This is a genomic window from Microbacterium sp. ARD31 (genome assembly GCF_031844425.1).
This window is the reverse complement of the sequence record NZ_JAUZVE010000035.1, coordinates 27,298-52,505: the sequence shown is the minus strand read 5'-3', so window position 1 is coordinate 52,505 and position 25,208 is coordinate 27,298. Positions and strand designations below refer to the sequence as shown.

Below are 25,208 nucleotides of genomic sequence, written 5' to 3'. Positions count from 1 at the left end.
CCCCGACCCGGGTGTTCCCCCGTCCCTGTGTGGTGAGTCTCCGGGAGACTCACCGCGCAGAGGCGCGCGTGTCGGACGTGCCGACCTCCTCCTGGCGGCGGACCGTCGAGCGTCGCGCGAGGTAGGTCACCGCGAAGCCCAGCACCAGGGCGAGGAGGACGCCGAGGTTGGCGTAGGCCCACGGGCCGTCCCAGTAGGCGCCGAGCGGGTCGTCGACGTAGGACCCGAGGCCGAGGGGCTCGATGAGGAAGCCCTGCCAGTTGTTCCACGCGGCGTCGGCGGCGAAGTTGTTGACCACCAGGCCCCAGCCGAGGACGGACGCCACGACCATCGTGCCGAGGGAGACCAGGTCGAGCGAGCCGTAGCGGCCGGTCGGGTCGAAGAGGGCCTCGTCGTCGTAGTCCCGCTTGCGGAGCGCGATGTCGGCGATCATGATCCCCGCCCACGCGGCGAGGGGCACACCGAGGGTGATCAGGAAGCTCTGGAACGGGCCGAGGAAGTCCTCGGCGAAGAAGACGACCCAGATCGTGCCGAGCGTGAGGATCAACCCGTCGACGCCTGCCGCGGCCGGACGCGGGATGCGGACGCCGAGCGAGAGCAGCGTGAGGCCCGAGGAGTAGATCCCGAGCACGGCGCCGCTCACCAGGGCGAGGATCGCGGCGAGCAGGAACGGCACCAGGAACCAGGTCGGCAGCAACGTGCCGAGCGTGCCGATCGGGTCGGCGACGATGCCCGCCGACAGCGGCTGCGACGAGCCGGCGAGCAGGAGCCCGAAGACGACGAGCAGGACCGGCGCGACCGCTCCGCCGAAGGTGTTCCAGCCGACGATGGCCGATCCCTTCGCGTCACGGTGCTGGTAGCGGGACCAGTCGGCGGCGATGTTGATCCAGCCGAGGCCGAAGCCCGTCATGACCATCACCAGCGCACCGATCATCTGCTGGGCGCTCCCGTCGGGGACGGCGCTGACCGACGACCAGTCGATCTCGTCGAGGGTGAGGCCGACGTAGACGATCGTCGCGATGCCGGTGATCCAGGTCAGGACCGACTGCATCCGCATGATGACGTGATAGCCGGCGACGCTCGCGGACACGATGAGCGCCGCGACGACGAGCGTGGCGACCACCTTCGTCGTCGTGCCCGCCGCCCAGCCGAGCTGGTCGAAGATGGTGGCCGTGGCGAGCACCGCGAGGATCGCCAGGAACGTCTCCCAGCCGATGGAGACCAGCCACGAGATCACGCCGGGCACCTTCTGGCCGTTGACGCCGAACGCCGCCCGGCTGAGCACCATCGTGGGCGCCGAGCCGCGCTTGCCCGCGATCGCGATGATCCCGCACAGCGCGAAGGAGATGACGATCCCGACGACCGACACGACGAGGGCCTGCCGGAAGGAGATTCCGAAGCCGAGGACGAACGAGCCGTAGCTGATGCCGAAGACCGAGACGTTGGCCGCGAACCACGGCCAGAACAGGTCCCGGGGCCGGGCGGTGCGCTCGGACTCCTCGATGATCTCGATGCCGGTGGTCTCGACGCCGAGCCTGCGGGTCTGCTCGAGGCCCGAGGCCGGGGGCGCTGTGTGACTCATGACCGCATCGTCGCGCACCTGGGCACCCGGGGCCAGCACCGCCCCGCTCGCCCGGGTGGGCGCTGCACGGCCTGTCGGACAGGACAAGGTCACGATCACGGACCGATGCAAGCGCGTACGGCGCGCCGGTCAGGAGCTTTGTCCTGTCCGACGCGCCGTACGGCGTGTGGTGCGGCCGGCTCAGCGGGCGGAGGTGCCCTCGACGTAGTCGGTGTCGTGCGACTTGACCCACGCCATGAGCTTGCGCAGCTCGCGGCCGGTCTGCTCGATCGGGTGCGACTCGGCCTTCTTGCGGAACTCGGTGAACTCCGGGGAGCCGTTGTCCATGTCGGTGATGAAGCGCTCGGCGAACGCGCCGTTCTTGATGTCGGCGAGCACGTCCTGCATGTTCTTCTTCACCTCGGGCGTGATCACCCGCGGACCGGAGACGTAGTCACCGAACTCGGCCGTGTCGGAGACCGACCAGCGCTGCTTGGCGATGCCGCCCTCGTACATCAGGTCGACGATGAGCTTGAGCTCGTGCAGGCACTCGAAGTAGGCCACCTCGGGCTGGTAGCCGGCCTCGGTGAGGACCTCGAAGCCGTACATCACCAGCTGCGAGGCGCCGCCGCAGAGCACGGCCTGCTCGCCGAACAGGTCGGTCTCGGTCTCCTCGGTGAAGGTGGTCTTGATGCCGCCGGCACGCAGACCGCCGATGGCCTTGGCGTAGGACAGCGCGAGGTCCCACGCCTTGCCCGACTCGTCCTTCTCCACGGCCACGAGGACCGGCACGCCGCGGCCATCGACGTACTCGCGGCGCACGAGGTGGCCGGGGCCCTTCGGCGCGACCATGAACACGTCGACGCCCTCGGGCGGGGTGATGTAGCCGAAGCGGATGTTGAAGCCGTGGCCGAAGACCAGGGTGTCGCCGGGCGTCAGCGCCGGCGCGATCTCCTCGGCGTAGAGCTTCCGCTGGTGCTGGTCGGGCGCCAGGATCACGATGAGGTCGGACTCCTCCGCGGCCTCGCGCGGGGTGAGGACGCGCAGGCCCTCGGCCTCGGCCTTGTCGCGGCTCTTCGAGCCGGGCTGCAGCCCGATCCGGACGTCGACGCCGGAGTCGCGCAGGGACAGCGCGTGGGCGTGGCCCTGGCTGCCGTAGCCGATCACCGCGACGTTCTTGCCCTGGATCAGGCTCAGGTCGGCGTCGTCGTCGTAGAACATCTCAGCCACAGGGGGCTCTCCTTCATGGGTTGGGTGTCACTCGTTGATCGAGTAGCCGCGAGGAACGAGCGGCGTGTCGAGATCGGGTCAGTTGGCGATTGCGGACACAGGGGCGGGTACGGCGACGGGGCGGTGGGTCCGCTCGCTGATGGAGCGCGAGCCGCGACCGATCGCGACCATGCCGGACTGGACGAGCTCGCGGATGCCGAAAGGCTCGAGCACCCGGAGCAGGTCGGCGAGCTTGTCGGCGTTGCCGACCGCCTGGACGGTCACCGCCTCGGGCGAGACGTCGACGACCTTGGCCCGGAACAGCTGGACGGCGTCGAGCACCGCGCCCCGCGTGGCGGCGTCGGCGCGGACCTTGACCAGCAGCAGCTCGCGGTTGACCGACCCCGGACCGTCGAGCTCGACGATCTTGATCACCTCGACGAGCTTGTTGAGCTGCTTGGTGACCTGCTCGAGCGGGGACTCCTCGACGTTGACCACGATGGTCATCCGCGAGACCTCGGGGTGCTCGGTGGGGCCCACTGCGAGGCTGTCGATGTTGAAGCCGCGACGGGAGAACAGGCCGGCGATCCGGGCCAGGACGCCGGGCTTGTTCTCCACCAGGACCGAAAGAGTGTGCTTGCTCATGGTCAGATGTCGTCCTCGTCGAACTGGGGCGCGAGGTCGCGCGCGTACTTGATCTCGTCGTTGCTGGTGCCGGCGGCGACCATCGGCCACACCATGGCGTCGCGGTGGACCCGGAAGTCGACGACGACCGGCTGGTCGTCGATCGACATCGCCTTCTCGATCGTGGCGTCGACGTCGTCGGGCGTCTCGCACGCCAGGCCGATGCAGCCGTAGGCGTCGGCGAGCTTGACGAAGTCGGGGATCCGCTTGGAGTGCAGGTCGGTGTTGGAGTAGCGCTCGTTGTAGAACAACGTCTGCCACTGGCGCACCATGCCGAGCGACTCGTTGTTGATGATCGCGACCTTGATCGGGATGTCGTTGATCGCGCAGGTCGCGAGCTCCTGGTTGGTCATCTGGAAGCAGCCGTCGCCGTCGATGGCCCAGACCGTGGTGTCGGGCATGCCGACCTTGGCGCCCATGGCCGCGGGGACCGAGAAGCCCATCGTGCCGAGACCGCCGGAGTTGATCCACGTCTTGGGGTTCTCGTAGCCGACGAAGTGTGCGGCCCACATCTGGTGCTGCCCGACGCCCGCGACGTAGATGGAGTCGGGACCGGCGATCTGGCCGAGCCGCTCGAGGACGTACTGGGGGGCGAGCGAGCCGTCGGCAGGGGCGTCGTACCCGAGGGGGTACTTCTGCTTCACGCCGGCGAGGAACGCCACCCACGACTCGTAGTCGCCGTCGGCGCCCTCGGCCTGGAGGAGCGCCACCAGCTGCGCGATGACCTCCTTGCAGTCGCCGACGATCGGCACGTCGGCGTGGCGGTTCTTGCCGATCTCCGCCGGGTCGATGTCGGCGTGGATGACGAGGGCGTTGGGCGCGAAGGAGTCGAGGTTGCCGGTGACGCGGTCGTCGAAGCGGGCGCCGAGGCTGATGATCAGGTCGCTCTTCTGCAGGCCCGCGACGGCCGCCACGGTGCCGTGCATGCCGGGCATGCCGAGGTGCTGCGGGTGGCTGTCGGGGAAGGCGCCGCGGGCCATCAAGGTGGTGACGACGGGGATGCCGGTCAGCGCCGCCAGCTGGGCGAGCTCGCGGGAGGCGTTGGCCCGGATGACCCCGCCACCGACGTAGAGCACGGGACGCCTGGCGTCGCGGATGAGGCGGACGGCCTCCCGGATCTGCTTGGCGTGCGGCGTGGTCACCGGCCGATAGCCGGGCAGGTGCAGCTCGTCGGGCCACGCGAACGTGGTCTGCGCCTGGAGCGCCGACTTGGCCACGTCGACGAGCACCGGGCCGGGACGGCCGGTGGAGGCGATGTGGAAGGCCTCGGCGATCGTGCTCGGGATGTCGGCGGGGTCGGTGACCAGGAAGTTGTGCTTGGTGATCGGCATCGTGATGCCGCGGATGTCGGCCTCCTGGAAGGCGTCGGTGCCGATCATCGAGGCGCCGACCTGACCGGTCACCGCGACCAGCGGCACCGAGTCCATGTGGGCGTCGGCGAGCGGCGTGACGAGGTTGGTCGCGCCGGGCCCGGAGGTCGCCATGCACACGCCGACGCGGCCGGTCGCCGAGGCGTACCCCTGGGCCGCGTGGCCGGCGCCCTGCTCGTGGCGCACGAGGACGTGACGGATGCGGGTGGAGTCCATCAGGGGGTCGTACGCCGGGAGGATCGCGCCGCCGGGGATGCCGAAGATGTCGGTGACGCCGGCTGCCTCGAGGGACGTCACGAGGCTCTGCGCTCCGGTGACCTGTCCGTCGTGCTCGCTCATGGATCTTCTTCCTGGTTGTTCGGTGCCTGCCCAACAGCTGTGAGCCCATAAAAAAGCCCCTCGGCCCGGTGGGCGACGAGGGGTGACGCGCGTGCGAAGGTCTGAGGGACCTCAGCTCACGCGTCGCGTGCGTACAAGAATCTCGGTGCGCATGTGACAACCGTCGTCGCCGGGACCCACCGGCGTCAAGCAAGTGTGACAGGCGTCCCAGCATCTGGAACGTCGGTCTCGCGATGTGGCATCGCGAGCGTGCGCGGCCTCAGGGCCGCCCGGCTCGAGTGCAGACGCAGTGCCGGTTGCCGTCGGCGTCCTCGAGCACCCAGTACGACGGCGCGAACCGGTCGCTGACCAGGCGGCCGCCCGCGTCGATGGCCGCCTGCACCCGGCGCTCGCCCTCGTCCTCGGGGACCCACACGTCGAAGTGCCACCGCTGCTCGTGGTCCTGGTCCGGGAGCGCTGGGTCGTCCTCGCTCGGCTCGGTCGGCTCCTGGAACCACAGGCCCGGCACCTGGCCGCTCGGGTCGACCGGATCGCCGTGGTCGGCGACCTTCCCGCCGAGCAGGGCGGCGTAGAACTCCGACAGGCGCTCCCCCGCCGTCGTGTCGAGGCCCGGCTCGAGCTGGGTGAGCCCTGCGACGTCGGCGGCGATCCCCGCCTCGGCCGCGAAGGCGCTGATCGTCCGGGCCAGGTCGAGGTCGCGCACGGTGATGCCGCCGACGTCGTGGCTGGACAGGGTCACGATCACCTCGGGATAGGTCAGCGAGATGTCGGGGTGGTGGTCGGCCTCCTCCGCGGCCGCGCCGATCCGGTCGACAAGCGCCAGCCCGGTGGCGAAGTCACCGGTGCGGAACCGTGCGCGGATGCCGGTGAGCAGGAGGCGCCAGTCGTCGAGCCCGTCGGCCTCGCGGACCTGCTGGGAGGTGAGCTTCTGCTGGGGGTCGGTCATGCGCTCGACCCTGCCACGGTCCGCCGACAGCGACCACCCCTCGTCGTCGCTCGCGACGTCACCCCAGCGTCTGCGTGATCTCCCGGGTCTCGCCGTCGACGACGACCCGGGCCAGCGCTCCGTTGACCAGCGGGAGGTGCGGAGGCACGTGCCCGATCTCGAGGTCCCACACGATCGGCAGGTCGAGCCGGCCCAGCGCGTCGAGCACCGCCTCGCGCTGCGTGAGGTCGGGGTGGTCGGGAGCGTTGGTGCGCCCGACCAGGACGGCCGCCGCCCGGTCGAACCAGCCCGCGAGCCGCAGCGCGTGGAGGTAGCGGCAGATGTTGACCGCGTGCTCCTCGCACGCCTCGACGTAGACGATGGTCGGCTCGTCGAGAGCCGCCGACCACGCGCGCACGTCGCCGTACGGCGTACCGGCGAGGTTGGCGATCGTCTCCACGCAGCCGCCGACCAGGCGCCCGGTCACGTCGAGGCTGCCTCCGCCATGCAGCTCCCAGCTGCCGGGTCCCACGACCTTCCACTCGGTGGCGCGAGGGTCCTCCTCGAACCGCCACCAGTCGGTGACGACGCCGGAGTCGCGCTGCGTGAACGGTCCCGGCCCGCTGGCGAGGTCGAGCCAGTGGAGCAGCCCGTCGGGCACGGCGTACGGCGTGTCCGCGAGGTTGTCCCCGTGCAGCGTCCCCCAGCCCAGCCGGGTGGTGACGGGAACGAGGAGGGTCGAGAGGTCGGAGAAGCCGACGAGCCACGTCGGCTCCGCCCCGGCCAGGGCGTCCCAGTCGAGGAGGTCGACCATGTCGATGGCCGTCTCCCCTCCCCAGGGCGGCAGGACGCAGTGCACGTCGGGGTCGGCCAGCATCCGGGTCAACTCGTCGGCGCGCTGCCGAGCGGGGGCGGAGGTCAGCCCGGTGCCGTCCATGCACTCCCCCACCACGACGTCATACCCGCGGTTGCGCAGCCAGTCGACGCAGAACTCGATCCGCGTCGCTGCCTCGCCCGCTACCCCGGCCGACGGCGACGTCACCGCGATGCGGTCGCCGGGACGGAGCGGGCGCGGGAAGCGCAGCGACGGGCTCATGCACCGAGTCTGTCACTGTGTGTCCATGGGATTCCTCGACCAGGCCATCCACGCCGCGACCGGGGTGCCACGCCTCTACACCGCGGGACTCAAGGCCGGGCTCGGTCCGTCCGGCGCCTTCGACGTGCTGCGGATCTCCGAGGCCGCGCTGCGGGCCGCGGCCGCGCAGGGACGCGGTGTTCCCGGTCGCACGAACGCGATGCGTCACTTCATGTGGCAGGCGCTGCTCACCGCGCGCTTCGGCCGGCCGGCCGCCGCGACGATCGCCCACGCGCAGGAGCGGGGCACGCCCAGCGCCCGCGACTCGCGGATCGACGAGCACAACAACCGAGTCGGCCAGGACCACGGCGAGGCCCATGCCGGCGACCTGAGGGCCCTCTCCACCGCTGACGCGATCGCGCTGCTGGTGCCGGTCGCGCTGGCGAAGTGGGAGTCCGACGAGCTGATCTGGGTCAAGCCGCGCTGATCACGGCGCCAGCAGGCGCGCCACCGCGTCCTCGAGGACGGGCGCCTGGTCGGCCGCGGTGAAGTCGTCGTCGGTCGCGAGCCGGCCGAGGAAGCCGTCGACCACCAGCAGCAGCCACGCCGTGAGATCGCGCGCCGTCAGGTCCGTACGGACCGCTCCGTCCTGCTGCGCGCGGGCCACCCACGGCTCGAGCCCCTCCTGGAGGGTGCGAGCGTCGTGCGCGAGCGCGGCCGCGACCTCGGGCTCCGCCATCACGGCGCCCACGGCCCGCACGAAGCCGGCGACCCGCGGGTCGGCGAGCTCCGCCACGGCGTGCCTGACATAGGCGTCGACGACGGAGCGCGGCGACGCGGCCAGGTCCTGCGCGGCGAACCAGTCCGCGGTCTCCGACGTGCCGAGCTCGAGGATCGCCAGCAGCAGCGACTGCTTGGTCGGGAAGTAGTGGAAGAACGTGCCCGAGCCGATCCCGGCCTCCCGGCAGATGGCGGCCGTGGTGGTGCGCTCGTAGCCGTCGGCGGCGAACCGGGTGAGCGCGGCGTCGATGATCGCGAGGCGCCGGGCCAGGTGCCTCTCGGGGTCGACCGTGCGGGCCATGCACCACTTCCTATTAATGGAGCGCGTGCTCTAGTATTGCACGCATGGGGGACACCGAACGATGGCACCTCGTGCACGACGGGCACGAGCACGTCGCCGCCGTCGAGCACGGTGCGCTGACCCGCGAGGTGGTGTGGACCCGCGACGGCGCGGAGGTCGGGAGGAAGAAGACCTCCGACGAGACGATCGTCCTGTCGCCGGAGGGCGAGGACGTCGCCCTGCGCCTGAAGCTCGCCATGGTGGGCCCGGCCCGCCGGATCACCCTCCACGGCTCCGAGGCCGAGGCGCACGCCGGCCTCGGCGGCACCGACCTCGAGCCCGAGCCGGGGTCGAGGGCCGCGCTGCGGGCGGAGTGGATCGGCCGGCACCCGCACCTCCACACCGCGCGACAGACGGCGCTGGCGGCCGCAGGCGTCGGCCTACCGGTCCTGCTGGTCTGGCTGCTCTCGATGGTGCCGTGGCCGACCCTCGACGTCCCGTGGCCGGACATCTCCCTGCCGTCGATCCCCTGGCCCGACCTGCCCTCGATCCCGTGGCCGGACATCTCCCTGCCGGCGATCCCGTGGCCCGACCTGCCGAGCCTGCCCGCGTGGACGGAGCCGGTGCGCAAGCTCCTCGTCCCCGTGCTCATCGCGTTCTTCGTCGCCCGGGGCGAGGTCAGGCGGCGGCGGAAGGCGGAGGAGCGACGCCGGCTGGGCGCTGAGTCTCCTGGAGACTCACGGCCGACGGACGGCTGACCAGCGTCCCGTCACGCTCGTGCCTCGCTACTCGGCCACCTGGGTGGCCCAGGCGGTGAGGCCCTCGCGGTCGTGCTCGCCGTGGGGCCAGACCGCACGGACGACACCGGCGGCGGCCAGGGCCTTGCGGCATCCCGGGCACGGCGGGTCGGTGATGTAGGCGGTCGCCCCCTTGGTGTCGCGCGTCGCGAAGAGCAGCGCGTTGACCTCGGCGTGGATGGCGATGCAGAACCCGGGGGTCCCGGGCCGGTCGTAGTCGCCGAGACCGGGCACGGCGTCGTACCCGAGGAGGCCGCGCGGGCACGCGCCCTGGAGGCAGTCCTCCTCCCCCGGCGCGGCACCGTTGTAGCCGGTGGCGATGATGCGGTGGTCGATCGTCAGCACGGCCCCGACCCGACGACGGGTGCACTTGGCGCGCGCTGAGACGGCGGCGGCGATGCCGAGGAAGTACTCGTCCCAGCCCGGGACTGGGGTCGGCTCGAGGTGGTCGCTCACGGGAGCACAGACTGCCCGATCTCCCCCGGGTTGTGGGCGACTTCCCAGCGGAACCCGTCGGGGTCGGCGAAGTAGCCGGTGTAGCCGCCCCAGTCGCGCCGGACCGCCTCCGAGACCTCCTTCGCCCCGGCCGCGGCCGCCTGCTCGAGGACGGTGTCGACACCCTGAGGGGTGGCGACGTTGTGGGCGAGCGTGATCGGCGGCACGCCCCCGCGAGCGGGGCGCTGCCCGACCTCCTCGACGAAGAACGCCTCGGCCCACAGGCTGAGCACGACCTTCTCGGCGACCCGGAACATCAGCACCTCGCCGGGCTCGTGGAGCTCCGGCTCCCACCCCAGGCCGTCGACGTAGAAGCGCCGCGTGGCGTCCATGTCGGTCACCACGAGCGTGATGAAGCTGACCCGCTGGTCCATGTCAGCGCACCTGCTCGGCCTGCTGCTCGGGCGGTCGGGCTGCCAGGCGTACGCGCTGGCGACCCATGGCGTCGAAGTTGCGGTCGTCGAGCCAGTCGTCGAGCGCCGCGCGCACCCGCGGCCACTCGAGGTCCGTGATCGAGAACCAGTCGGTGTCGCGGTTGCGGCCCTTGTAGACGACCGCGTTGCGGAAGCGGCCCTCCCAGATGAAGCCGAGCCGGATGGCGGCCCGGCGAGAGGGCGCGTTGAGGCTGTCGCACTTCCACTCGTAGCGCCTGAAGCCGAGGTCGTCGAAGACGTGGCGCAGGAGCAGCGCCATCGCCTCCGTGGCGGCCCGGCTGCGCTGGAGCTGGCGCCCGAAGGCGATGCCGCCCACCTCGATCGAGCCCATGGCCGGGTCGATGCGCATGAGCGAGCAGAAGCCGGCGGCGCGGCCGGTCTCGACGGGGACGATCGCGTACATCACCTGGCCCGGGTCGGCCGCGCCGTGCTCGACGATCGCGGCCATCTCGTCCCGGTCGCGGGGCCGCTCCCAGAAGAGGTAGGTCCACAGCGGGTCGTCGTCCGAGCCGCAGACCGCGGCGTACAGGTCGTCGACGTGCTCGGGACCGATCGGCTCGAGCCGGACCCCCTTGCCGTGGAGCACCGAGTCCTTCGCCGGCGACGTGGCCGGGGACCAGTCGACAGGGCGCCCGAGGCGCTGGCCGTGCGCGTTGGTGCGGGGACCGGGCGATGAGCTCACCCGCGCCAGCCTACGGGCGCGGGTTTGGGTCGGGCTCAGCGCATCGGCCGCGAGGCGCTCGACGCCAGGCAGGCATGCAACCTCAAGCGGTTCGAGAAGAAGCTCCGGGAGGCGCGGAGGAGACGGCCGTGTCCAAGCTGCCCAACGACACCTCGCGCCTCCAGGTCCTCGAGGACCTCGTCGAGCACCGCGTCCCGGCTCGCGAGTCCCAGGCGCGGCTGGCCGGGTTCGCCTGGGACGAGGAGGAGCTCGTCGACCTCGAGGTCCGGCACGTCGTCGCTGTGCTGACTCAGCTGGTCGACGGCGGGATCGACGCAGCCGAGGCCACCGAGTGGGCCGACGCGGTCGACCTGCGCGACGACCTCGGGCGGCAGCCCGGTCGCGAGACCCAGATCAACGACGCCCTCCTCGCGATGTCCAGCCCCGAGCTCCTGGACGAGGACCTCGTCGTGGTCGCGCGCCGGCTGCTCACCGACCTGCAGAGCACCCCGTGAGCGAGGACCCGCTGGTCGCCTTCACCGGCGACCGGGCTGCTGCGGAGTTGATGCGGCGGAGCCTGCGTGCCGTGGCCGACGACCACGCCGACCTGCCCCTGGGCGCGATGGTCCGTGAGGTCCTGGCGGGGCGTCGAGACGTGCGCGACCTCGCCACCGACCCGGACTTCGCCGAGATCTCCGCTCGCGGGATGCGGGCGCAGGAGGAGGCATGGGCTGCACTCACGCCGGAGGAGCGAACGGAGCAGGTGCGGCTCGGGGAGGCCTACCTCGCCGGGCTCGACGAGGAGCTGGGCTCCTGACCGGACGCAGTCAGCCGGCCAGGGCCGTCGCCACCGCAGCCATTCCGCGCTCGACCTCGTCGAACGACGTCGACAGCGGCGAGAGGCCGATGCGCAGGCCACCGGGGTCGCGGTAGTCGGGGATGACGTCGCGCTCCCACAGGCGCGCGGTGACCTCGCGCATCCGGTCGTGGTGGAGCGTGACGTGGCCACCACGCTGGGCGGGGTCGCGCGGCGACGCGACGGACACCTCGGGCAGGGTCGCGTCGGCGAGCTCGACGGCGTACGACGTGAGGGCGACGGACTTCGCCCGGATCGCCTCGATGCCGGCCTCCTCCACCAGCTCGAGCATGCTCTGCATCGCGATCATCCCGAGGATCGGTGGGGTGCCGGAGATGAAGCGGCGGATGCCCGTCGCCGGGGTGTAGCCCGGGCCCATCAGGAACGGGTCGGCGTGACCCATCCACCCCTGGATCGGCTGGGTGAGCTCGCCCTGGAGGCGGGCGTTGACATAGCCGAAGGCCGGCGACCCGGGGCCTCCGTTGAGGTACTTGTAGGTGCACCCGACGGCGAGGTCGACGTCCCACGCGTCGAGGTGGACGGGCACCGAGCCGGCGGAGTGGCACAGGTCCCACAGGACGAGGGCACCCGCCTCGTGGGCGATCCGGGTGAGGCCGGGCGCATCGGCGAGCCAGGCGGAGCGGTAGGCCACGTGGTTGAGCACGACGAGGGCCGTGCGGTCGCCGACTGCGGCCGCGAGCTGGTCGGCGGTGACGCCCTCGGACGTGTCGACCTCGATCCACCGGAGCGTCAGCCCGCGCTCCGCGGCGATGCCCTCGGCGACGTAGCGGTCCGTCGGGAAGTTGTCGGTGTCGATGACGATCTCGGTGCGGTGGGGGTCGCGTCGTACGGCGGCGTCGACCGCCGCGCGCATCAGCTTGTAGAGCCAGACCGTCGTCGAGTCGCCGATCGTGGTCTGGCCGGGCGCGGCACCCAGGCAGATCCGGCCGAGGTCGTCGCCGAGGGTCGTCGGGAGGTCCATCCACTGCTCGTCCCAGCCGCGGATCAGCCGTCCGCCCCAGTCCTCCTGCACGAACGACGCGAGGCGCTCGGCCACGGCCGCGACCGGGCGACCGAGCGAGTTCCCGTCGAAGTAGACAAGGTCGCTCGCGGCACCGACGAAGCGCTCGCGGAAGTGGGCGAGCGGGTCGGCGGCGTCGAGCTGGGCTGAGGTCGTCGTCACGTGCGCAACCTATCGGGCGTCGGCCCGTGGAGGATCGTCAGTAGCAGACCGCTCCGTGGGCGGCGGACTGCACGACCTTGCGGTACTTGCCGAGCACGCCGCGGGTGTACTTCGGCGGGAGCGGCTCCCAGCCCTCGAAGCGCCGGGCGAGCTCGTCCTCGTCGACGTGCACGTCGAGCGTCATGTTGGCGACGTCGAGGGTGATCCGGTCGCCGTCGCGGAGGAAGGCGATCGGCCCGCCGTCGCTGGCCTCCGGCGCGATGTGGCCGACGCAGAGGCCGGTCGTGCCGCCGGAGAAGCGACCGTCGGTGATCAGCAGGACGTCCTTGCCCAGGCCCGCTCCCTTGATCGCGCCGGTGATGGCGAGCATCTCGCGCATGCCCGGGCCACCCTTGGGGCCCTCGTAGCGGATGACGACGACGTCGCCGGCCGTGATCGTGCCCTCGGCCAGCGCGTCGAGCGCCTTGCGCTCGCCGTCGAACACGCGCGCGGTGCCGGTGAAGGTGGTGTCGTCGAAGCCTGCGCTCTTGACCACTGCACCGTCCGGGGCGAGCGAGCCCTTGAGGATCGTCAGTCCGCCGGTCGCGTGGATGGGCCTGTCGAGCTGGCGCAGGATCTCGCCGTCGAGGGGCTTGGGGTCGAGGGCCTCGAGGTTCTCGGCCATGGTCTTGCCGGTGCAGGTGAGCACGTCGCCGTGCAGGTGGCCGGCGTCGAGCAGCGCTCGCAGCAGGACGGGGATGCCGCCGACGCGGTCGAAGTCGGTCCACACGAAGCGGCCGAACGGCTTCATGTCGGCGAGGTGCGGGACCTTGCGGCCGATCCGGGTGAAGTCGTCGAGGGTCAGGTCGACCTCGGCCTCGCGGGCGATGGCCAGGAGGTGCAGCACGGCGTTCGTCGAGCCGCCGAGGGCCATCGCCATCGCGATGGCGTTCTCGAAGGCGGGGCGGGTCATGACCTGGCGCGCGGTGATGCCCTGACGCAGCATCTCGACCACGGCCTCGCCGGACTTGTGGGCGAACCCGTCGCGTCGCCGGTCGACGGCCGGCGGGCTCGAGCTGCCGGGCAGGGACATGCCGAGCGCCTCTGCGACGCTGGCCATGGTGTTGGCGGTGTAAGCCCCACCGCAGGCGCCCTCGCCGGGACAGATCGCCCGCTCCACCTTGTCGACCTCCTCGCGGGTGATCTTGCCGGCGAGGCAGGCCCCGACCGCCTCGAAGGCGTCGATGATCGTGACGTCGCGGCCGTCGACCTGGCCGGGCATGATCGTGCCGGCGTAGAGGAAGACGCTCGCCAGGTCGAGCCGCGCGGCGGCCATCAGCATGCCGGGCAGCGACTTGTCGCAGCCGGCGAGCAGCACCGAGCCGTCGAGGCGCTCGGCCATCATCACCGTCTCGACCGAGTCGGCGATGACCTCACGGCTGACCAGCGAGAAGTGCATGCCCTCGTGGCCCATCGAGATGCCGTCGGAGACCGAGATGGTGCCGAACTCCAGCGGGTACCCACCGGCCGCGTGCACGCCGTTCTTCACGGCCTTCGCGAGCCGGTCGAGGCTGAGGTTGCAGGGGGTGATCTCGTTCCAGCTCGACGCGACGCCGATCTGGGGCTTCTCCCAGTCCTCGTCGCCCATGCCCACTGCCCGGAGCATCCCTCGCGCAGCGGTCGCCTCGAGGCCGTCGGTGACGGCGCGGCTCCGGGGCTTCAGGTCGGGTGCGTCGGCTCTGTGGCTCATGCCGTCAGGCTAGTGGCCCCTCGCTCGCGCCCGACCGCGTGTCTCAGCGCCGCGGTTCAGGCGCGCTCGGCCTCCCGCTTGAGGGCGGCCAGGCCCTTGTCGAAGTCGCCGCCGATGGCCTTGTCGAAGAACAGTCGGCCCATCAGCGACATCACGGCGCTGCGCCGGCCGGTCATCGTCCAGGTCACGTCCGTGGCACCGCCGGACGGCACGAGGCTGAACGACGTCACGTTGGTGGCCTTGAACGGCTTGAGGAACTGCAGGTCGACCACGACGGAGGCCGGGGTGGACTCCGTGATCTCCATCTGCCCCTCGCCGGCCAACTTGTTGCCCGACCAGCGGTAGCGCGAGCCGACCCCGTGGTCGGGTCCGGTGTACTCGCGGCTCAGGTCGGGGTCGAGCCCCTCCCACGGCGACCACTTCTGCCACTCCCGGAAGTCGTCGAGGAGGGCGTGGACGCTGGCGGGCGGCGCCTCGATGCGGGTGCTGCGCGAGAGCGAGAAGTCGGCCATGTCGGCGAGCCTAGACCTCGTGCGGACGCGTCAGGGGAGCCGAGCGGCGCGGACGACGAGCACGTCGGGCAGGTCCTTGTGGATCTCCTGCCACGTCCCGCCCTCGTCCGGCGAGGCCCACACGCCGCCGTTGCGCCCGCCGAAGTAGAGGCCCGCCGGCTCGTGGTCGTCGACGCACATCGCGTCGCGCATCACCGCCGTGAAGTAGCCGTCGGGCAGCGCGCCCTCGCCGAGCGGCTCCCACGACGCGCCGGCGTCGGTGGTGCGGTAGACCCGTGCCTTGCCGTCGACCGGCCACCGCGCCTCGGCGCCGGTGATCGGGAAGTTGTACGCCGTGTCGGCGCGGTGCGGGTGGGCGACCATGGCGAACCCGAACTCGGTGGGCAGGCCCGGCGCGATGTCCTGCCAGCTCGCACCCCCGTCGTCGGAGCGGTAGACGCCGCCGTGGTTCTGGAGGTAGAGCCGGTCGGGGTCGACCGAGTCGCGGGCGACCTTGTGCACGCACTGGCCGAACTCGGGGTAGTTGCGCTCGCCGGGGAAGAACTCCGCCTTGACGCCCGTGTTGGACGGGTCCCACGACTTCCCGCCGTCGGTGGTGGCGTAGACCCCACCGGTCGACAGGGCGGCGAGGACGCGGTCGCCGTCGCGCGGGTCCGGGAGGATGGTGTGGAACGCCTGGCCACCGAAGCCCTCGTTCCACTCGGGCCGGTGGGGGTGGTCCCAGAGGCCGCGGACCAGCTCGAAGGTCTCGCCGCGGTCGGTGGAGCGGAAGACCGCCCCGGGCTCCGTGCCGGCCCACACCACGTCGTCCTCGAAGCCCGGCTGGAGCTGCCACACCCGGGCAAGGGTGGCGCCGGTGTCCTCGGGGAAGCGGGCCGCCCCGTTGGGCGTCTCGTCCCAGCTGGCGCCGAGGTCGTCCGAGCGCCACACCTGCGGGCCGAGCCAGCTCGACGACGCACCGGCGAGCAGCCGCGGGGAGTCCCCGCGGGTGTCGATCATGACGGAGTAGACCTCCTCCATCGGGAAGTGCGGGCCGGTCCACTCCCAGGACGTGCGGGCCTCGTCGGAGGTCCCCAGCCACATCCCCTTGCGGGTCCCGACCATGAGCAGCGTGCGCGACATGAGAGCTCCTTCGAGTGTGTTCGACCAGCGGGTGGTCACTGGAGGGTGCGGTTGCGGAAGACCTTGAGCGCGAGCGGCGCGACGACGGCGGTGATCGCCACGGTCCACAGCACGGTGAACAGCACGGGGTGCTGCATCGGGAGGTGCGCGTCGGCTGGGGCCGGACCGGTGTTGCCCCACAGCTCGCGGACGGCCTGCACGAGCGCCGAGATCGGGTTCCACTCGGCGATGGCCCGGAGCACCGTGCCCATCTTCTCCGACGGCGCGAACGCGTTGGAGAGGAACGTCAGCGGGAACATCGTGGTGAACATGACGCCGTTCACCGCCTCGACCGAGCGCATCGCCGAGCCGACCAGGATGCCGACCCAGATCATCGCGAAGCCCCACAGCAGCAGGAGGCCGTACGCCGCCAGCGCGTCGAGGACGGAGCCGCGGATGCGCCAGCCGACCACCAGGCCGGTCAGCGACATCACGATGATGCCGATGAACGAGTGGGTGATGCTCGACATGCTGCGCCCCACCAGGATCGCGGCCGGGTTGATCGGCAGCGACCGGAACCGGTCGACGATGCCCTTGTCGATGTCGGCGGTGAGCCCGATCGCCACGATGAACGAGGCGAACGCGATCGTCTGGCCCATGATCCCGCCGAGCAGCCACTCCCGGTAGCCGGTGGGGGCCGAGACCGCGATGGCGCCACCGAAGACGTAGGCGAACAGCAGGACGAACATCACCGGCTGGATGGTGACGTCGAGCAGCATCTCGGGCATCCGCTTGATGTGGATGAGGTTGCGCCGGAAGATCGTCACCGACTGGTGCCACAGCGAGGTGTGCCGGATCTCGGGGCGCTCGATCGCGCCGTAGGTCGTGTGGCTCATGCGCGCACCTCCGCGGGCGAGGGGGTCGGGTCGGCGCCGGCACCGGGACCTGCACCGGGGTCGTCGGGGTCGAGGGCCACGTCCTCGGCCCGGTGCCCGGTGAGGTGGAGGAACACGTCGTCGAGGCTGGGCCGCTGGAGGCCGAGGTCGTCGATCTCGATGCCGCTGCCGTCGAAGAGCGCGGCGATCCGGGTCACGTCGGAGAGGCCGTCGGCCGGGGCGGTGATCCGCCGCGCCGACTCCTCGACGTGCACCTCGAGGCCGGCTCCTCGCACCCGCTCGACCGCGGCCGGCAGGTCGTCGGGGCGCGAGACGGTGACGACGAGCGCGGCCTTGCCCGAGGAGTCCTTGAGCTGCAGCGGCGTGCCCTGGGCGATCACGGTGCCGCGGTCGATGACGACGATGTCGTCGGCGAGCTGGTCGGCCTCCTCGAGGTACTGCGTCGTCAGCAGGAGCGTCGTGCCGTCCTCGACCAGGTCGCGCAGGACGTCCCAGAGCTCGACGCGGCTGCGCGGGTCGAGCCCGGTCGTGGGCTCGTCGAGGAAGAGCACCGGCGGCGTGGCCACCAGGCTCACCGCGAGGTCGAGGCGACGGCGCATGCCGCCGGAGTACGTCTTCACCACGCGGTTGGCGGCGTCGGTGAGCGAGAAGCGCTCGAGCAGCTCGCCGGCCACCCGGTCGATGGTGCGGCGGTCGAGGCCGTAGAGGCTGCCGATGAGCCAGAGGTTCTCGCGGCCGGTGAGCAGCTCGTCGACGGTGGCCGACTGGCCGGTCAGCCCCATCGAGCGGCGCACGGCGGCGGGGTCCTCCAGGACGTCGTGCCCGGCGACCCGCGCCGTCCCGCTGGTCGGGCGGGTCAGGGTCGTCATCATCCGCACGGTGGTCGTCTTGCCGGCGCCGTTGGGGCCCAGCAGGCCGAGCACCGACCCCCGTGGCACCGCGAAGCTGACGCCGTCGACGGCCCTCGTCCCGCCGAACTCCTTGACGAGGTCGATCGCCTCGATCGCATGGTCGTGTGCCACTGAGTCTCCCCTGCTCGGTGTCCACTGCATCGTCACGGCCTACGTGACTATTCCAATTAGGAACACTACTCTGGTACGGCGATGAGTCAAGACATCCCGGTGACCGGTTACGCGATCCTCGGCCTCCTCACGTTCGGCGACGAGCTGACGGGGTACGAGATCAAGCAGCGCGCCGACATCACGCTGCGCTTCTACTGGGTCTCCCCCGCGATGAGCCAGATCTACACCGAGCTGCGCCGGCTCACCGACCACGGCCTGGTCCGCGCCGATGTCCGGCACGAGGGTGGGCGCGAGGTGACGTCGTACGCCATCACCGACGAGGGCCAGGCAGCGCTGCGCGCGTGGATGGACGGCACGCCGGCCGGGTTCCCGGTGCTCAAGCACACCGTGCTGCTCCGCCTGCTGATCGGTCACGCCGCCGAGCCCGGCCGCACCCGCCAGATGCTGCACGACTACCTCGCCGAGCTCGACGCGGCAAGCGACGACCTCGGCGAGGTGCGCGAGGCGCTCCGCGGGGCCGACCGACCGGGTGAGCCGTTCCGGTTCCCCTCCCTCGTGGCGGACTGGGGCCTGGACTACTTCGCGGCCGAGGCCCGCCACGCGCGGCGGGCGCTGGCCAGCCTCGGTGAGACCGACGACGGTGTCGAGGAGGCCACTGCCTAGGCTGGCCGGGTGACGAGTCGACCGAGCCGCTCCCTGCTCGGACCGGTCGGGCTGGTGCTCGTCGGGATCCTGTCGGTCCAGCTCGGGGCCGCCATCGCCAAGGGGCTGTTCGGCGAGATCTCACCGACCGCCATGGTGTGGCTCCGGCTCGTCACCAGCGCGCTGGTCCTGGCCGCGGTCGCCCGGCCCCGGTTCGCGGGCCGCTCGCGACGCGACTGGCTGGTCGTCGTCGGGTTCGGCCTCAGCCTGGCCACGATGAACTGGGCGATCTACCAGTCCTTCTCGCGCATCCCGCTCGGCATCGCCGTCACCATCGAGTTCATCGGCCCGCTGACGCTCGCCGTCCTCGGCTCGCGCCATGCCCGCGACGTGGTCTGGGTGCTGCTGGCCGGCCTCGGGGTGGTGCTGCTCGGCTTCGAGCGGGCCGACCTCGACGTGCTCGGCGTGGCGTACGCCCTGCTCGCCGGCGCCGCCTGGGCGGCGTACATCCTGCTCAGCGCGAGCACCGGTCGCCGCTGGGCGGGCTTCGACGGGCTGGCGGTGGCCAGCCTGGTCGCGGCCGCCGGGATGACGCTGCCCGCGCTCCTCGCCGCCGGCACCAGCCTGTGGGACGGACGGATCCTCCTCATCGGCGCCCTGGTGGGGCTGCTGAGCTCGGTGATCCCCTACAGCTGCGAGCTGGTCGCGCTGCGCAGCCTGCGGCCGGCCGTGTTCGGGATCCTGATGAGCCTCGAACCCGCCGCGGCGGCGCTCGCCGCGATCGTCGTGCTCCACGAGACCCTCGCCCCCGTGCAGTGGCTGGCCATCGCGTGCGTGGTCGCCGCCTCCATCGGGGCGACACGGTCGGGCTCGGCTCCCGGCGAGCACCCCTCGGAGCATTCGGCGGCACCCGGCACACTGGCGACATGAATCGGGGCCACCTGAACCGGACGGCGAGGCACGGGCGCGGCAGGTCGCGGCTGATGGCGGGAGCCCTGGCGCTGGCGCTGGCGGCGGTGGCCGGGTGCTCGAGCGACACCGACGACCCGGTGCCGAGCACGACGCAGCCCACCGACCTGCCGAGCCAGCCCACGCCGAGCGGGGAGGCCACCCCCTCGAGCGGCGGCAGCGCGAACGCCGCCCCGGTGGTCGAGGGCGCCCTCGTCGAGCAGCTCGAGGTGCCGTGGGGCGTGGCCTTCCTCCCCGACGGGGACGCGGTCGTCACCGAGCGGATGTCGGGTCGCGTCCTGCGGGTGCCTGCCGACGGCGACCCGGTGCCGGTCGGCGAGATCAGCGGCGCCGTGCCCGAGGGTGAGGCCGGGCTGCTCGGCGTCGCCGTGTCCCCGGACTTCGACCGCGACCGGACGCTGTTCTTCTACCTCACCACGAGCAGCGACAACCGCGTGGTGCGGGTCGAGCTCGACGGCGACGAGCTCGGCGAGCCGACCGTGGTCCTGGACGGCATCCCCCGCGGGTTCATCCACGACGGCGGTCGGCTGGCGTTCGGCCCCGACGGCTTCCTGTACGTCACCACCGGGGAGACCGGCGATCCCACCTTGGCCCAGGACCGCGACAGCCTCGCCGGCAAGATCCTGCGGATGACCGCCGACGGCGACCCCGCCCCCGGCAACCCGGACCCCGGGTCACTCGTCTGGTCGCTCGGGCACCGCAACGTGCAGGGCCTCGCCTGGGACGACGAGGACCGGTTGTGGGCCTCCGAGTTCGGCGACTCGACGTGGGACGAGCTCAACCTGATCGAGAAGGGCGGCAACTACGGCTGGCCCGTCGTCGAGGGTGCCGGCGGCGGCGCCGACTTCGTCGACCCCCAGCTGGTGTGGCCGGTCGAGCAGGCCTCGCCGAGCGGTCTCGCGTGGGCAGACGGCCACCTCTGGATGGCCGGCCTGCGCGGGCAGCGCCTGTGGCGCATCGACGTCTCGCCCGACGGCACCGCCCGCGACCCGAAGGCCTTCTTCACCGAGGAGCACGGGCGGCTGCGGAGCGTGGCCGCCGCGCCCGACGGGACGGTGTGGGTGACCACGTCGAACCGCGACGGCCGTGGTGAGCCGACGCCCGCGGACGACCGGATCCTCGTCGTCCGGCCCTGAGGCCGCTCACCGCTCGGCCGCGACCGTCCCGGGCTGTACGACGGCGCGGCGGGCGGCGCGGCGCAGCGTGGTGAGGATCGCCGGCCCGAGCACGACGACGGCGACGGCCGTGGTGATCGCACGGCCGGTGTCCCAGCCGCCGGTCGAGGTGAGCAGCGAGTAGACCAGGAAGCGGTGCGCGTTCTCCAGCACCGGTGCCCCGGCGACGTACGCCAGCGAGCCCTCGCGCCCGGGCACCACGATGCCGAGGGTGAACGGCCACGAGCTGAGGTTCATCAGCAGGCCGTAGAGGTACGACGCCACCACCGCGTAGCCGGCCAGCATCGCGATCTCGGCGCGCCCGCCGATGCCACGCGGCAGCAGACCGGCGCCCATCCCGACCCAGGCCGAGCAGATCATCTGGAAGGGCAGCCACGGCCCGACCCCGGCCGTCAGGAGCGCGGAGGCGAACAGCGACGTGCACCCGAGGGCGAAGCCGAACCCGGCGCCGAACACCCGACCGCCGAGGACGAGCAGGAAGAACACCAGCTCGATGCCGGCCGTGCCGGCGCCCAGCCCCCGCAGGACCGCGTTGATCGCCGACAGCACGCCGAGGACGGCGAGCACCCGGGAGTCCATGCCGCCCTCACCCATCTCGGCGAGCACGACGACCATGACGAGCGGGAGCAGCGCGAGGAACACGAACGGGGGCTCCACGCGCTGGCCCGGCTGCGCGTCGAGCAGCAGCGGCCAGCACAGCATCATCAGTCCGGCGAGCGACGCGAGCGCGAGCACGAGGGCCGTGCGGCGGCCGATCGGCAGCGCCACCGGTCCGCTCATCGGGCGTCCTCGCCGAGCGCCGCGGCGACTTCCTCGACGACGAGCCACGGCGGTCCGAGGACCTTGGTGACCTGCGGGGCGAACGACGGCGACTCCGCGAGCACGCGCCGCGGCGGCCCGCTGGAGACGACCTCGCCCTCGGCCATCACCACGACCTCGTCGGCCACGTGGGCGGCGAACTCGACGTCGTGGGTGGCCAGCAGGACCGCGCGCCCGTCTGCGGCGAGGTCGCCGACGATGCGGGCCAGCTCGGCCTTGCCGGCGTAGTCGAGCCCCCTGGTGGGTTCGTCGAGCAGGACGACCGACGGGCGGGCGGTGAGGACGATGGCCAGCGCCAGCGCCAGCCGCTGGCCCTCGGACAGGTCGCGCGGGTGCCGGGTGTCCTCGATGCCCGGCGCGAGGCGGTCCAGCAGGCCGCGGCACGTGCCCGGCTCGGTGTCGGCCCCGGCGTCCGCCGCCGCACACTCCTCGGCGACGGTCTCGAGGTAGAGCAGGTCGGCCGCGGTCTGCGGCACCAGCCCGACGTGCGTACGCCGCTGCGCCGGCGACAGCGCGGCGGGGTCGCCGCCGGCGACGTCGATCGTGCCGCCGCGGCGTCGACCCGAGCCCTGGAGCGCCCAGATCAGGCTCGACTTGCCCGAGCCGTTGCGACCCATGAGCACGGTGACGCGGCCGGCCCCGAGGGCCAGGTCGACCTCCCGGACGGCGACGGTCGAGCCGTGGACCACGGTGATCCCCCGCCCGGTGAGGACGTCCGGGTGCTCGCCGTCGGGCGCCGGTCGCGGGACGGCCAGCTCCGGGAGCGAGCGGACGTGGCGGCGGGCGTCACGCACGGTCAGCGGCAGCGGCTGCCAGCCGGCCAGCCGGCCGAGCTCGACCAGCGGCGGCGCGACCGGCGAGTCGGCCAGCACGACCTCGGGGCGGTCGACCCGGATCCCGCCGTCTCCGGTGACGAGGCAGATCCGGTCCGCGAACGGGACGACGCGCTCGAGCCGGTGCTCGGCGAGCAGCACCGTGAGGCCGAGGTCGTGGACGAGCCGGGTGATCGTGGCGAGCACGTCCTCGGCCGCCGTGGGGTCGAGCGCCGACGTCGGCTCGTCGAGGACGAGGACCCGGGGGTGCGTGGTGAGGACCGCGCCGATCGCGACGCGCTGCTGCTGGCCCCCGGACAGGGTGCGCAGGTCGCGCGCGCGGAGGTCCGCGATGCCGAGCAGGTCGAGGGTCTCCTCCACCCGGCGGCGCATCGTCCCGGGCGCGATCCCGAGCTGCTCCATGCCGTAGGCGAGCTCCTCCTCCACCGTGTCGGCCACGAAGCCGGCCAGCGGGTCCTGGCCGACGTACCCCACGAGGTGGGCACGCTCGCGCGGCGGCTGCTCGACGATGCTCACGCCGTCGAGCAGGACGTCGCCGGTCAGGACGCCGCCGGTGAAGCGCGGCACCAGCCCGGTGACCACGCCCAGCAGCGTCGACTTCCCGGCGCCGGTGCGACCGGACACCAGGACCAGCTCGCCCTCCTCGAGGGTGAGGTCCACGTCGCGGAGCACGTCGTGCTCGTCGTAGCGGAAGCCGATGCCGCGCAGCTCGATCATGCCGCCACCTCGAGCGCGAGCGCGGTCGACGGCAGCGGCGTGGCGACCGCCGGGACGAGGCCCACGAGGCCCACGAGGAGCGCGAGCGGGGAGAGGTACGGCGTCACGTCGACGCCGGGGTAGGCCACCGGCACCTGGCTGTGGGAGAGCCACCAGCCGAGGACCGCGACCGCGACTCCTGTCGCCACGGTGAGCAGCTCGGGCGAGCGCCACGGGTCGGGCCGGTAGCGGGTGCGCTGGACGCGGCGGCCCGCGCTCGCCAGCCCGAGGACCGCGACGACGACGCCCGCGGCCAGCATCGGCAGGGCCAGGACCCGTGGTGCCGTGGGGTCCAGCCATGCGTAGGTGCCGACGCAGATGCCCGTGAGCGCCAGGAGGAGCAGCCCGCCGGTGACCCGGCGCTCGCGCCGGGTGGCGCCGCCCGACCGGCCGTAGCCACGGGTGTCCATGCCCGCTGCCAGCGCGAGGGAGCGCTCCAGCGCGTCCTCGAGGACCGGGACGAGGAAGCGGCGGAGCCGGCCGACACCCGTGGTGGTGCCGCCGCGCAGGGCCTGGGCCGACCTGACCCGCCGGGCGCTGTCGGCGAGCTGCGGGAAGATCGTGACCGCGACGACCAGCGCCGTGCCGATCTCGTAGAGCGCCGGCGGCACGGAGGCCAGCAGCCGCTTGGGGTTGGCGAGGGAGTTCGCGGCGCCGACGCACAGGATGATCGCCGCGAGCCGGAGACCGTCGTACAACCCGGCGAGGAGCGCCTCGCTCGTGACGGGGCCGAGCAGCCGGATCCCGGCAGCCCAGTCCGGGAGGGGCACCTCGGGCAGGTCGAGCAGGACGTTCCCGACCTCCTGCCCGCCGAAAAGGATGCGGAAGACGACGCGCGCGACGACCGTCACGGCGGCGAGCAGCGCGTAGAGCCGGAACGACCGCCCGAACGGGTGCCCCGAGCGCCGTGCCATCACCACGACCGTGGCCGAGCCCATCACGATGAGCAGCAGCAGCGGGTTGGTGGTCAGCGAGGCTGCCGTGGCCAGCCCGACCGCCCAGGTCCACCAGGCGATCGGGTGCAGGTCACGCGGCAGTCCCCACAGGGACGGCGCCGGTCCGGTCACGGCGTGCCGGACCCCCGTCGCCGGCGGGCGACCAGCGCGCTCGCGGCGATGGCCACGGCCAGCGCGCCGACGACGCCCCAGGTCACGGCGGCCGGGATCCGGGCCGGCTCGTCGGGGGACGGCTCCCCCGCCTCGGGCGCCGCGCTGGACGCTGAGTCGCTGGGAGACTCAGCTCCAACGGTGGGGTCCTCGGACGGCTCGCTCGACGGTGAGTCGCTGGGAGACTCAGTGTCCGCGGTCGGCTTCCCGGACGGCTTGCTCGATGGTGAGTCGCTGGGAGACTCAGGGTCCAGGGGCGCCTCTGAGGGGGTGCTCGGCGTCCCGGACGGGGAGGCCGAGGGCGTGCCCGAGGTGGTCGGGCTCGGCGTGGCCGACGGCGAGCTGCCGCCTCCCTTGCCGCCCTTGCCTCCCTTGCCGCCGGACCCACCCGAGCCACCCGAGCCACCTGAGCCACCCGAGCCTTGGGTCGGGGTGGCCGTCGGAGACGGGGTCGGCGACGAGGTCGTCGGCGTCTGCGTCGGGCTGGGCGGTGCCACGGGCGGGGAGACGGACGGCGGAACGGTCGAGCCGCTCGCGCGGTCCTGCTGCCACGACCAGCCCACGCTGCCGCCGGCCGGCACGGTCTGGCCGCCCACGCCGGTCGACGCGAAGGTCCACGAGCCGGTCGTGCCGTCGGACCACCACAGCCCCCAGTAGGCGTCGGCGGGGGACGTGTTCACGCACGGGTCGGTGGTGGGTACGCCGTTGACCCGGCACACGAAGCCGGGCGAGCGCTGGGCGTAGGTGATCGAGACCCCGACCGAGGCGAAGATCGCCGCGGCGCTCTTCCCCCCGCCGTCGGGAGCGCACGCGGTGACGGTGCTCCCCCCGAGCTCGCGGTAGTCGACGACGACGCTCACTCCCCCGGCCGAGGTGCACGTGGCCGCCCCGGCCGCAGCGACGTACGCCGTCGGGGCGAGCAGGACCGGTCCCCCGCCCACCACGGCGATTGCCGCGGCGCGGGCGAGGGAGCGCGTCCAGGAGGAGCTCATCGACCGA

Annotated in this window: 27 protein-coding genes; 7 read left to right on the top strand and 20 right to left on the bottom strand. The window is 72.5% G+C overall.

Annotated elements, in window-relative coordinates:
* Window positions 1-49 precede the first annotated feature (49 nt).
* From Q9S36_RS38985 to Q9S36_RS38960, 6 genes are all read right to left on the bottom strand, one after another.
* Entirely contained in the window at window positions 50-1,582 is a 1,533-nt protein-coding gene (locus tag Q9S36_RS38985; RefSeq protein WP_311290144.1) for a cytosine permease, read from the bottom strand.
* 180 nt (window positions 1,583-1,762) lie between these two features.
* Window positions 1,763-2,791 carry a ketol-acid reductoisomerase gene (gene ilvC, locus Q9S36_RS38980; protein WP_311290143.1) on the bottom strand — a complete coding sequence of 343 codons (1,029 nt, stop codon included), beginning with the start codon at window positions 2,789-2,791 and terminating at the stop codon, window positions 1,763-1,765.
* 78 nt (window positions 2,792-2,869) lie between these two features.
* Window positions 2,870-3,415, bottom strand: a complete 546-nt coding sequence (gene ilvN, locus Q9S36_RS38975; protein ID WP_311290142.1) for an acetolactate synthase small subunit — start codon at window positions 3,413-3,415, stop codon at window positions 2,870-2,872.
* Between the two features lie 2 nt (window positions 3,416-3,417).
* Window positions 3,418-5,163, bottom strand: a complete 1,746-nt coding sequence (locus Q9S36_RS38970) for an acetolactate synthase large subunit (protein WP_311290141.1) — start codon at window positions 5,161-5,163, stop codon at window positions 3,418-3,420.
* A gap of 259 nt (window positions 5,164-5,422) precedes the next feature.
* On the bottom strand, window positions 5,423-6,109 hold the full coding sequence (locus tag Q9S36_RS38965) for a 4a-hydroxytetrahydrobiopterin dehydratase (RefSeq protein ID WP_311290140.1): 687 nt from the start codon (window positions 6,107-6,109) through the stop codon (window positions 5,423-5,425).
* Between the two features lie 58 nt (window positions 6,110-6,167).
* On the bottom strand, window positions 6,168-7,184 hold the full coding sequence (locus tag Q9S36_RS38960; protein ID WP_311290139.1) for an LD-carboxypeptidase: 1,017 nt from the start codon (window positions 7,182-7,184) through the stop codon (window positions 6,168-6,170).
* A gap of 25 nt (window positions 7,185-7,209) precedes the next feature.
* Between Q9S36_RS38960 and Q9S36_RS38955 the strand changes: the two genes are divergently transcribed.
* Window positions 7,210-7,650 (top strand): DUF6973 domain-containing protein, encoded by a 441-nt coding sequence (locus Q9S36_RS38955; protein ID WP_311290138.1) that lies wholly within the window; start codon window positions 7,210-7,212, stop codon window positions 7,648-7,650.
* Here the strand turns inward: Q9S36_RS38955 and Q9S36_RS38950 are convergent, their stop codons facing one another.
* Complete coding sequence (locus tag Q9S36_RS38950; protein WP_311290137.1) at window positions 7,651-8,244, bottom strand: TetR/AcrR family transcriptional regulator; 594 nt, start codon at window positions 8,242-8,244, stop codon at window positions 7,651-7,653. It lies immediately after the preceding gene.
* A 44-nt stretch (window positions 8,245-8,288) separates the two neighbouring features.
* Here Q9S36_RS38950 and Q9S36_RS38945 point away from each other — a divergent pair, with 44 nt between their 5' ends.
* Window positions 8,289-8,981: a hypothetical protein gene (locus tag Q9S36_RS38945; protein WP_311290136.1), complete on the top strand. Its 693-nt coding sequence runs from the start codon at window positions 8,289-8,291 to the stop codon at window positions 8,979-8,981.
* Between the two features lie 27 nt (window positions 8,982-9,008).
* Here the strand turns inward: Q9S36_RS38945 and Q9S36_RS38940 are convergent, their stop codons facing one another.
* From Q9S36_RS38940 to Q9S36_RS38930, 3 genes are read right to left on the bottom strand one after another with little or no spacing between them, the layout of a single operon-like run.
* Window positions 9,009-9,476 (bottom strand): deaminase, encoded by a 468-nt coding sequence (locus Q9S36_RS38940; RefSeq protein WP_311290135.1) that lies wholly within the window; start codon window positions 9,474-9,476, stop codon window positions 9,009-9,011.
* The gene (locus Q9S36_RS38935) at window positions 9,473-9,889 is read right to left on the bottom strand and encodes a VOC family protein (RefSeq protein ID WP_311290134.1); all 417 of its coding nucleotides are present in this window, start codon (window positions 9,887-9,889) and stop codon (window positions 9,473-9,475) included. Before Q9S36_RS38935 ends, Q9S36_RS38940 begins: the two co-directional genes overlap by 4 nt.
* A 1-nt stretch (window position 9,890) precedes the next feature.
* Complete coding sequence (locus tag Q9S36_RS38930) at window positions 9,891-10,631, bottom strand: GNAT family protein (RefSeq protein ID WP_311290133.1); 741 nt, start codon at window positions 10,629-10,631, stop codon at window positions 9,891-9,893.
* Window positions 10,632-10,759: 128 nt separating this feature from the next.
* On the opposite strand from Q9S36_RS38930, the gene Q9S36_RS38925 reads away from it, so the two are divergent.
* Together Q9S36_RS38925 and Q9S36_RS38920 are read left to right on the top strand one after the other, a co-directional pair.
* Window positions 10,760-11,125: a hypothetical protein gene (locus Q9S36_RS38925; RefSeq protein ID WP_311290132.1), complete on the top strand. Its 366-nt coding sequence runs from the start codon at window positions 10,760-10,762 to the stop codon at window positions 11,123-11,125.
* Window positions 11,122-11,427 carry a hypothetical protein gene (locus tag Q9S36_RS38920; protein ID WP_311290131.1) on the top strand — a complete coding sequence of 102 codons (306 nt, stop codon included), beginning with the start codon at window positions 11,122-11,124 and terminating at the stop codon, window positions 11,425-11,427. Before Q9S36_RS38925 ends, Q9S36_RS38920 begins: the two co-directional genes overlap by 4 nt.
* 10 nt (window positions 11,428-11,437) lie before the next feature.
* Here the strand turns inward: Q9S36_RS38920 and kynU are convergent, their stop codons facing one another.
* From kynU to Q9S36_RS38890, 6 genes are read right to left on the bottom strand one after another with little or no spacing between them, the layout of a single operon-like run.
* Complete coding sequence (gene kynU, locus Q9S36_RS38915) at window positions 11,438-12,649, bottom strand: kynureninase (protein WP_311290130.1); 1,212 nt, start codon at window positions 12,647-12,649, stop codon at window positions 11,438-11,440.
* 37 nt (window positions 12,650-12,686) lie between these two features.
* A complete protein-coding gene (ilvD, locus tag Q9S36_RS38910; protein ID WP_311290129.1) occupies window positions 12,687-14,378 on the bottom strand; it encodes a dihydroxy-acid dehydratase in 1,692 nt (563 codons plus the stop codon).
* A 56-nt stretch (window positions 14,379-14,434) separates the two neighbouring features.
* Window positions 14,435-14,890, bottom strand: coding sequence for an SRPBCC family protein (locus Q9S36_RS38905; protein WP_311290128.1), 456 nt, complete (start codon window positions 14,888-14,890; stop codon window positions 14,435-14,437).
* A gap of 30 nt (window positions 14,891-14,920) precedes the next feature.
* Window positions 14,921-16,012 carry an exo-alpha-sialidase gene (locus Q9S36_RS38900; protein ID WP_311290127.1) on the bottom strand — a complete coding sequence of 364 codons (1,092 nt, stop codon included), beginning with the start codon at window positions 16,010-16,012 and terminating at the stop codon, window positions 14,921-14,923.
* Window positions 16,013-16,047: 35 nt separating this feature from the next.
* A complete protein-coding gene (locus Q9S36_RS38895) occupies window positions 16,048-16,887 on the bottom strand; it encodes an ABC transporter permease (protein ID WP_311290126.1) in 840 nt (279 codons plus the stop codon).
* The gene (locus tag Q9S36_RS38890) at window positions 16,884-17,909 is read right to left on the bottom strand and encodes an ATP-binding cassette domain-containing protein (protein WP_311290125.1); all 1,026 of its coding nucleotides are present in this window, start codon (window positions 17,907-17,909) and stop codon (window positions 16,884-16,886) included. The genes Q9S36_RS38895 and Q9S36_RS38890 overlap by 4 nt, the downstream gene beginning before the upstream one ends.
* 81 nt (window positions 17,910-17,990) lie before the next feature.
* On the opposite strand from Q9S36_RS38890, the gene Q9S36_RS38885 reads away from it, so the two are divergent.
* The 3 genes from Q9S36_RS38885 to Q9S36_RS38875 are packed head-to-tail and all read left to right on the top strand — an operon-like array spanning window position 17,991 to window position 20,656.
* A complete protein-coding gene (locus tag Q9S36_RS38885) occupies window positions 17,991-18,572 on the top strand; it encodes a PadR family transcriptional regulator (protein WP_311290124.1) in 582 nt (193 codons plus the stop codon).
* A gap of 9 nt (window positions 18,573-18,581) precedes the next feature.
* Window positions 18,582-19,481, top strand: a complete 900-nt coding sequence (locus Q9S36_RS38880) for an EamA family transporter (RefSeq protein ID WP_311290123.1) — start codon at window positions 18,582-18,584, stop codon at window positions 19,479-19,481.
* Window positions 19,478-20,656, top strand: a complete 1,179-nt coding sequence (locus Q9S36_RS38875; RefSeq protein WP_311290122.1) for a PQQ-dependent sugar dehydrogenase — start codon at window positions 19,478-19,480, stop codon at window positions 20,654-20,656. Before Q9S36_RS38880 ends, Q9S36_RS38875 begins: the two co-directional genes overlap by 4 nt.
* A 6-nt stretch (window positions 20,657-20,662) precedes the next feature.
* Here the strand turns inward: Q9S36_RS38875 and Q9S36_RS38870 are convergent, their stop codons facing one another.
* The 4 genes from Q9S36_RS38870 to Q9S36_RS38855 are packed head-to-tail and all read right to left on the bottom strand — an operon-like array spanning window position 20,663 to window position 25,201.
* Window positions 20,663-21,475 (bottom strand): ECF transporter S component, encoded by an 813-nt coding sequence (locus Q9S36_RS38870; RefSeq protein ID WP_311290121.1) that lies wholly within the window; start codon window positions 21,473-21,475, stop codon window positions 20,663-20,665.
* Window positions 21,472-23,064 carry an ATP-binding cassette domain-containing protein gene (locus Q9S36_RS38865; protein ID WP_311290120.1) on the bottom strand — a complete coding sequence of 531 codons (1,593 nt, stop codon included), beginning with the start codon at window positions 23,062-23,064 and terminating at the stop codon, window positions 21,472-21,474. Before Q9S36_RS38865 ends, Q9S36_RS38870 begins: the two co-directional genes overlap by 4 nt.
* Window positions 23,061-24,170, bottom strand: a complete 1,110-nt coding sequence (locus tag Q9S36_RS38860) for an energy-coupling factor transporter transmembrane component T (protein ID WP_311290119.1) — start codon at window positions 24,168-24,170, stop codon at window positions 23,061-23,063. Before Q9S36_RS38860 ends, Q9S36_RS38865 begins: the two co-directional genes overlap by 4 nt.
* Window positions 24,167-25,201, bottom strand: a complete 1,035-nt coding sequence (locus tag Q9S36_RS38855; protein ID WP_311290118.1) for a hypothetical protein — start codon at window positions 25,199-25,201, stop codon at window positions 24,167-24,169. The genes Q9S36_RS38860 and Q9S36_RS38855 overlap by 4 nt, the downstream gene beginning before the upstream one ends.
* Window positions 25,202-25,208: the final 7 nt, after the last annotated feature.

Bases quoted from the DNA above. Each gene is read 5' to 3' on its own strand.
- ilvD (WP_311290129.1), bottom strand. From the start codon at position 14,378: ATGAGCCACAGAGCCGACGCACCCGACCTGAAGCCCCGGAGCCGCGCC.
- Q9S36_RS38950 (WP_311290137.1), bottom strand. From the start codon at position 8,244: ATGGCCCGCACGGTCGACCCCGAGAGGCACCTGGCCCGGCGCCTCGCG.
- Q9S36_RS38985 (WP_311290144.1), bottom strand. From the start codon at position 1,582: ATGAGTCACACAGCGCCCCCGGCCTCGGGCCTCGAGCAGACCCGCAGG.
- Q9S36_RS38965 (WP_311290140.1), bottom strand. From the start codon at position 6,109: ATGACCGACCCCCAGCAGAAGCTCACCTCCCAGCAGGTCCGCGAGGCC.
- Q9S36_RS38895 (WP_311290126.1), bottom strand. From the start codon at position 16,887: ATGAGCCACACGACCTACGGCGCGATCGAGCGCCCCGAGATCCGGCAC.
- Q9S36_RS38875 (WP_311290122.1), top strand. From the start codon at position 19,478: ATGAATCGGGGCCACCTGAACCGGACGGCGAGGCACGGGCGCGGCAGG.
- Q9S36_RS38870 (WP_311290121.1), bottom strand. From the start codon at position 21,475: ATGAGCGGACCGGTGGCGCTGCCGATCGGCCGCCGCACGGCCCTCGTG.
- Q9S36_RS38900 (WP_311290127.1), bottom strand. From the start codon at position 16,012: ATGTCGCGCACGCTGCTCATGGTCGGGACCCGCAAGGGGATGTGGCTG.
- Q9S36_RS38970 (WP_311290141.1), bottom strand. From the start codon at position 5,163: ATGAGCGAGCACGACGGACAGGTCACCGGAGCGCAGAGCCTCGTGACG.
- Q9S36_RS38855 (WP_311290118.1), bottom strand. From the start codon at position 25,201: ATGAGCTCCTCCTGGACGCGCTCCCTCGCCCGCGCCGCGGCAATCGCC.
- Q9S36_RS38935 (WP_311290134.1), bottom strand. From the start codon at position 9,889: ATGGACCAGCGGGTCAGCTTCATCACGCTCGTGGTGACCGACATGGAC.
- Q9S36_RS38865 (WP_311290120.1), bottom strand. From the start codon at position 23,064: ATGATCGAGCTGCGCGGCATCGGCTTCCGCTACGACGAGCACGACGTG.
- ilvN (WP_311290142.1), bottom strand. From the start codon at position 3,415: ATGAGCAAGCACACTCTTTCGGTCCTGGTGGAGAACAAGCCCGGCGTC.
- Q9S36_RS38960 (WP_311290139.1), bottom strand. From the start codon at position 7,184: ATGAGCCCGTCGCTGCGCTTCCCGCGCCCGCTCCGTCCCGGCGACCGC.
- Q9S36_RS38885 (WP_311290124.1), top strand. From the start codon at position 17,991: ATGAGTCAAGACATCCCGGTGACCGGTTACGCGATCCTCGGCCTCCTC.
- Q9S36_RS38955 (WP_311290138.1), top strand. From the start codon at position 7,210: ATGGGATTCCTCGACCAGGCCATCCACGCCGCGACCGGGGTGCCACGC.
- Q9S36_RS38945 (WP_311290136.1), top strand. From the start codon at position 8,289: ATGGGGGACACCGAACGATGGCACCTCGTGCACGACGGGCACGAGCAC.
- Q9S36_RS38905 (WP_311290128.1), bottom strand. From the start codon at position 14,890: ATGGCCGACTTCTCGCTCTCGCGCAGCACCCGCATCGAGGCGCCGCCC.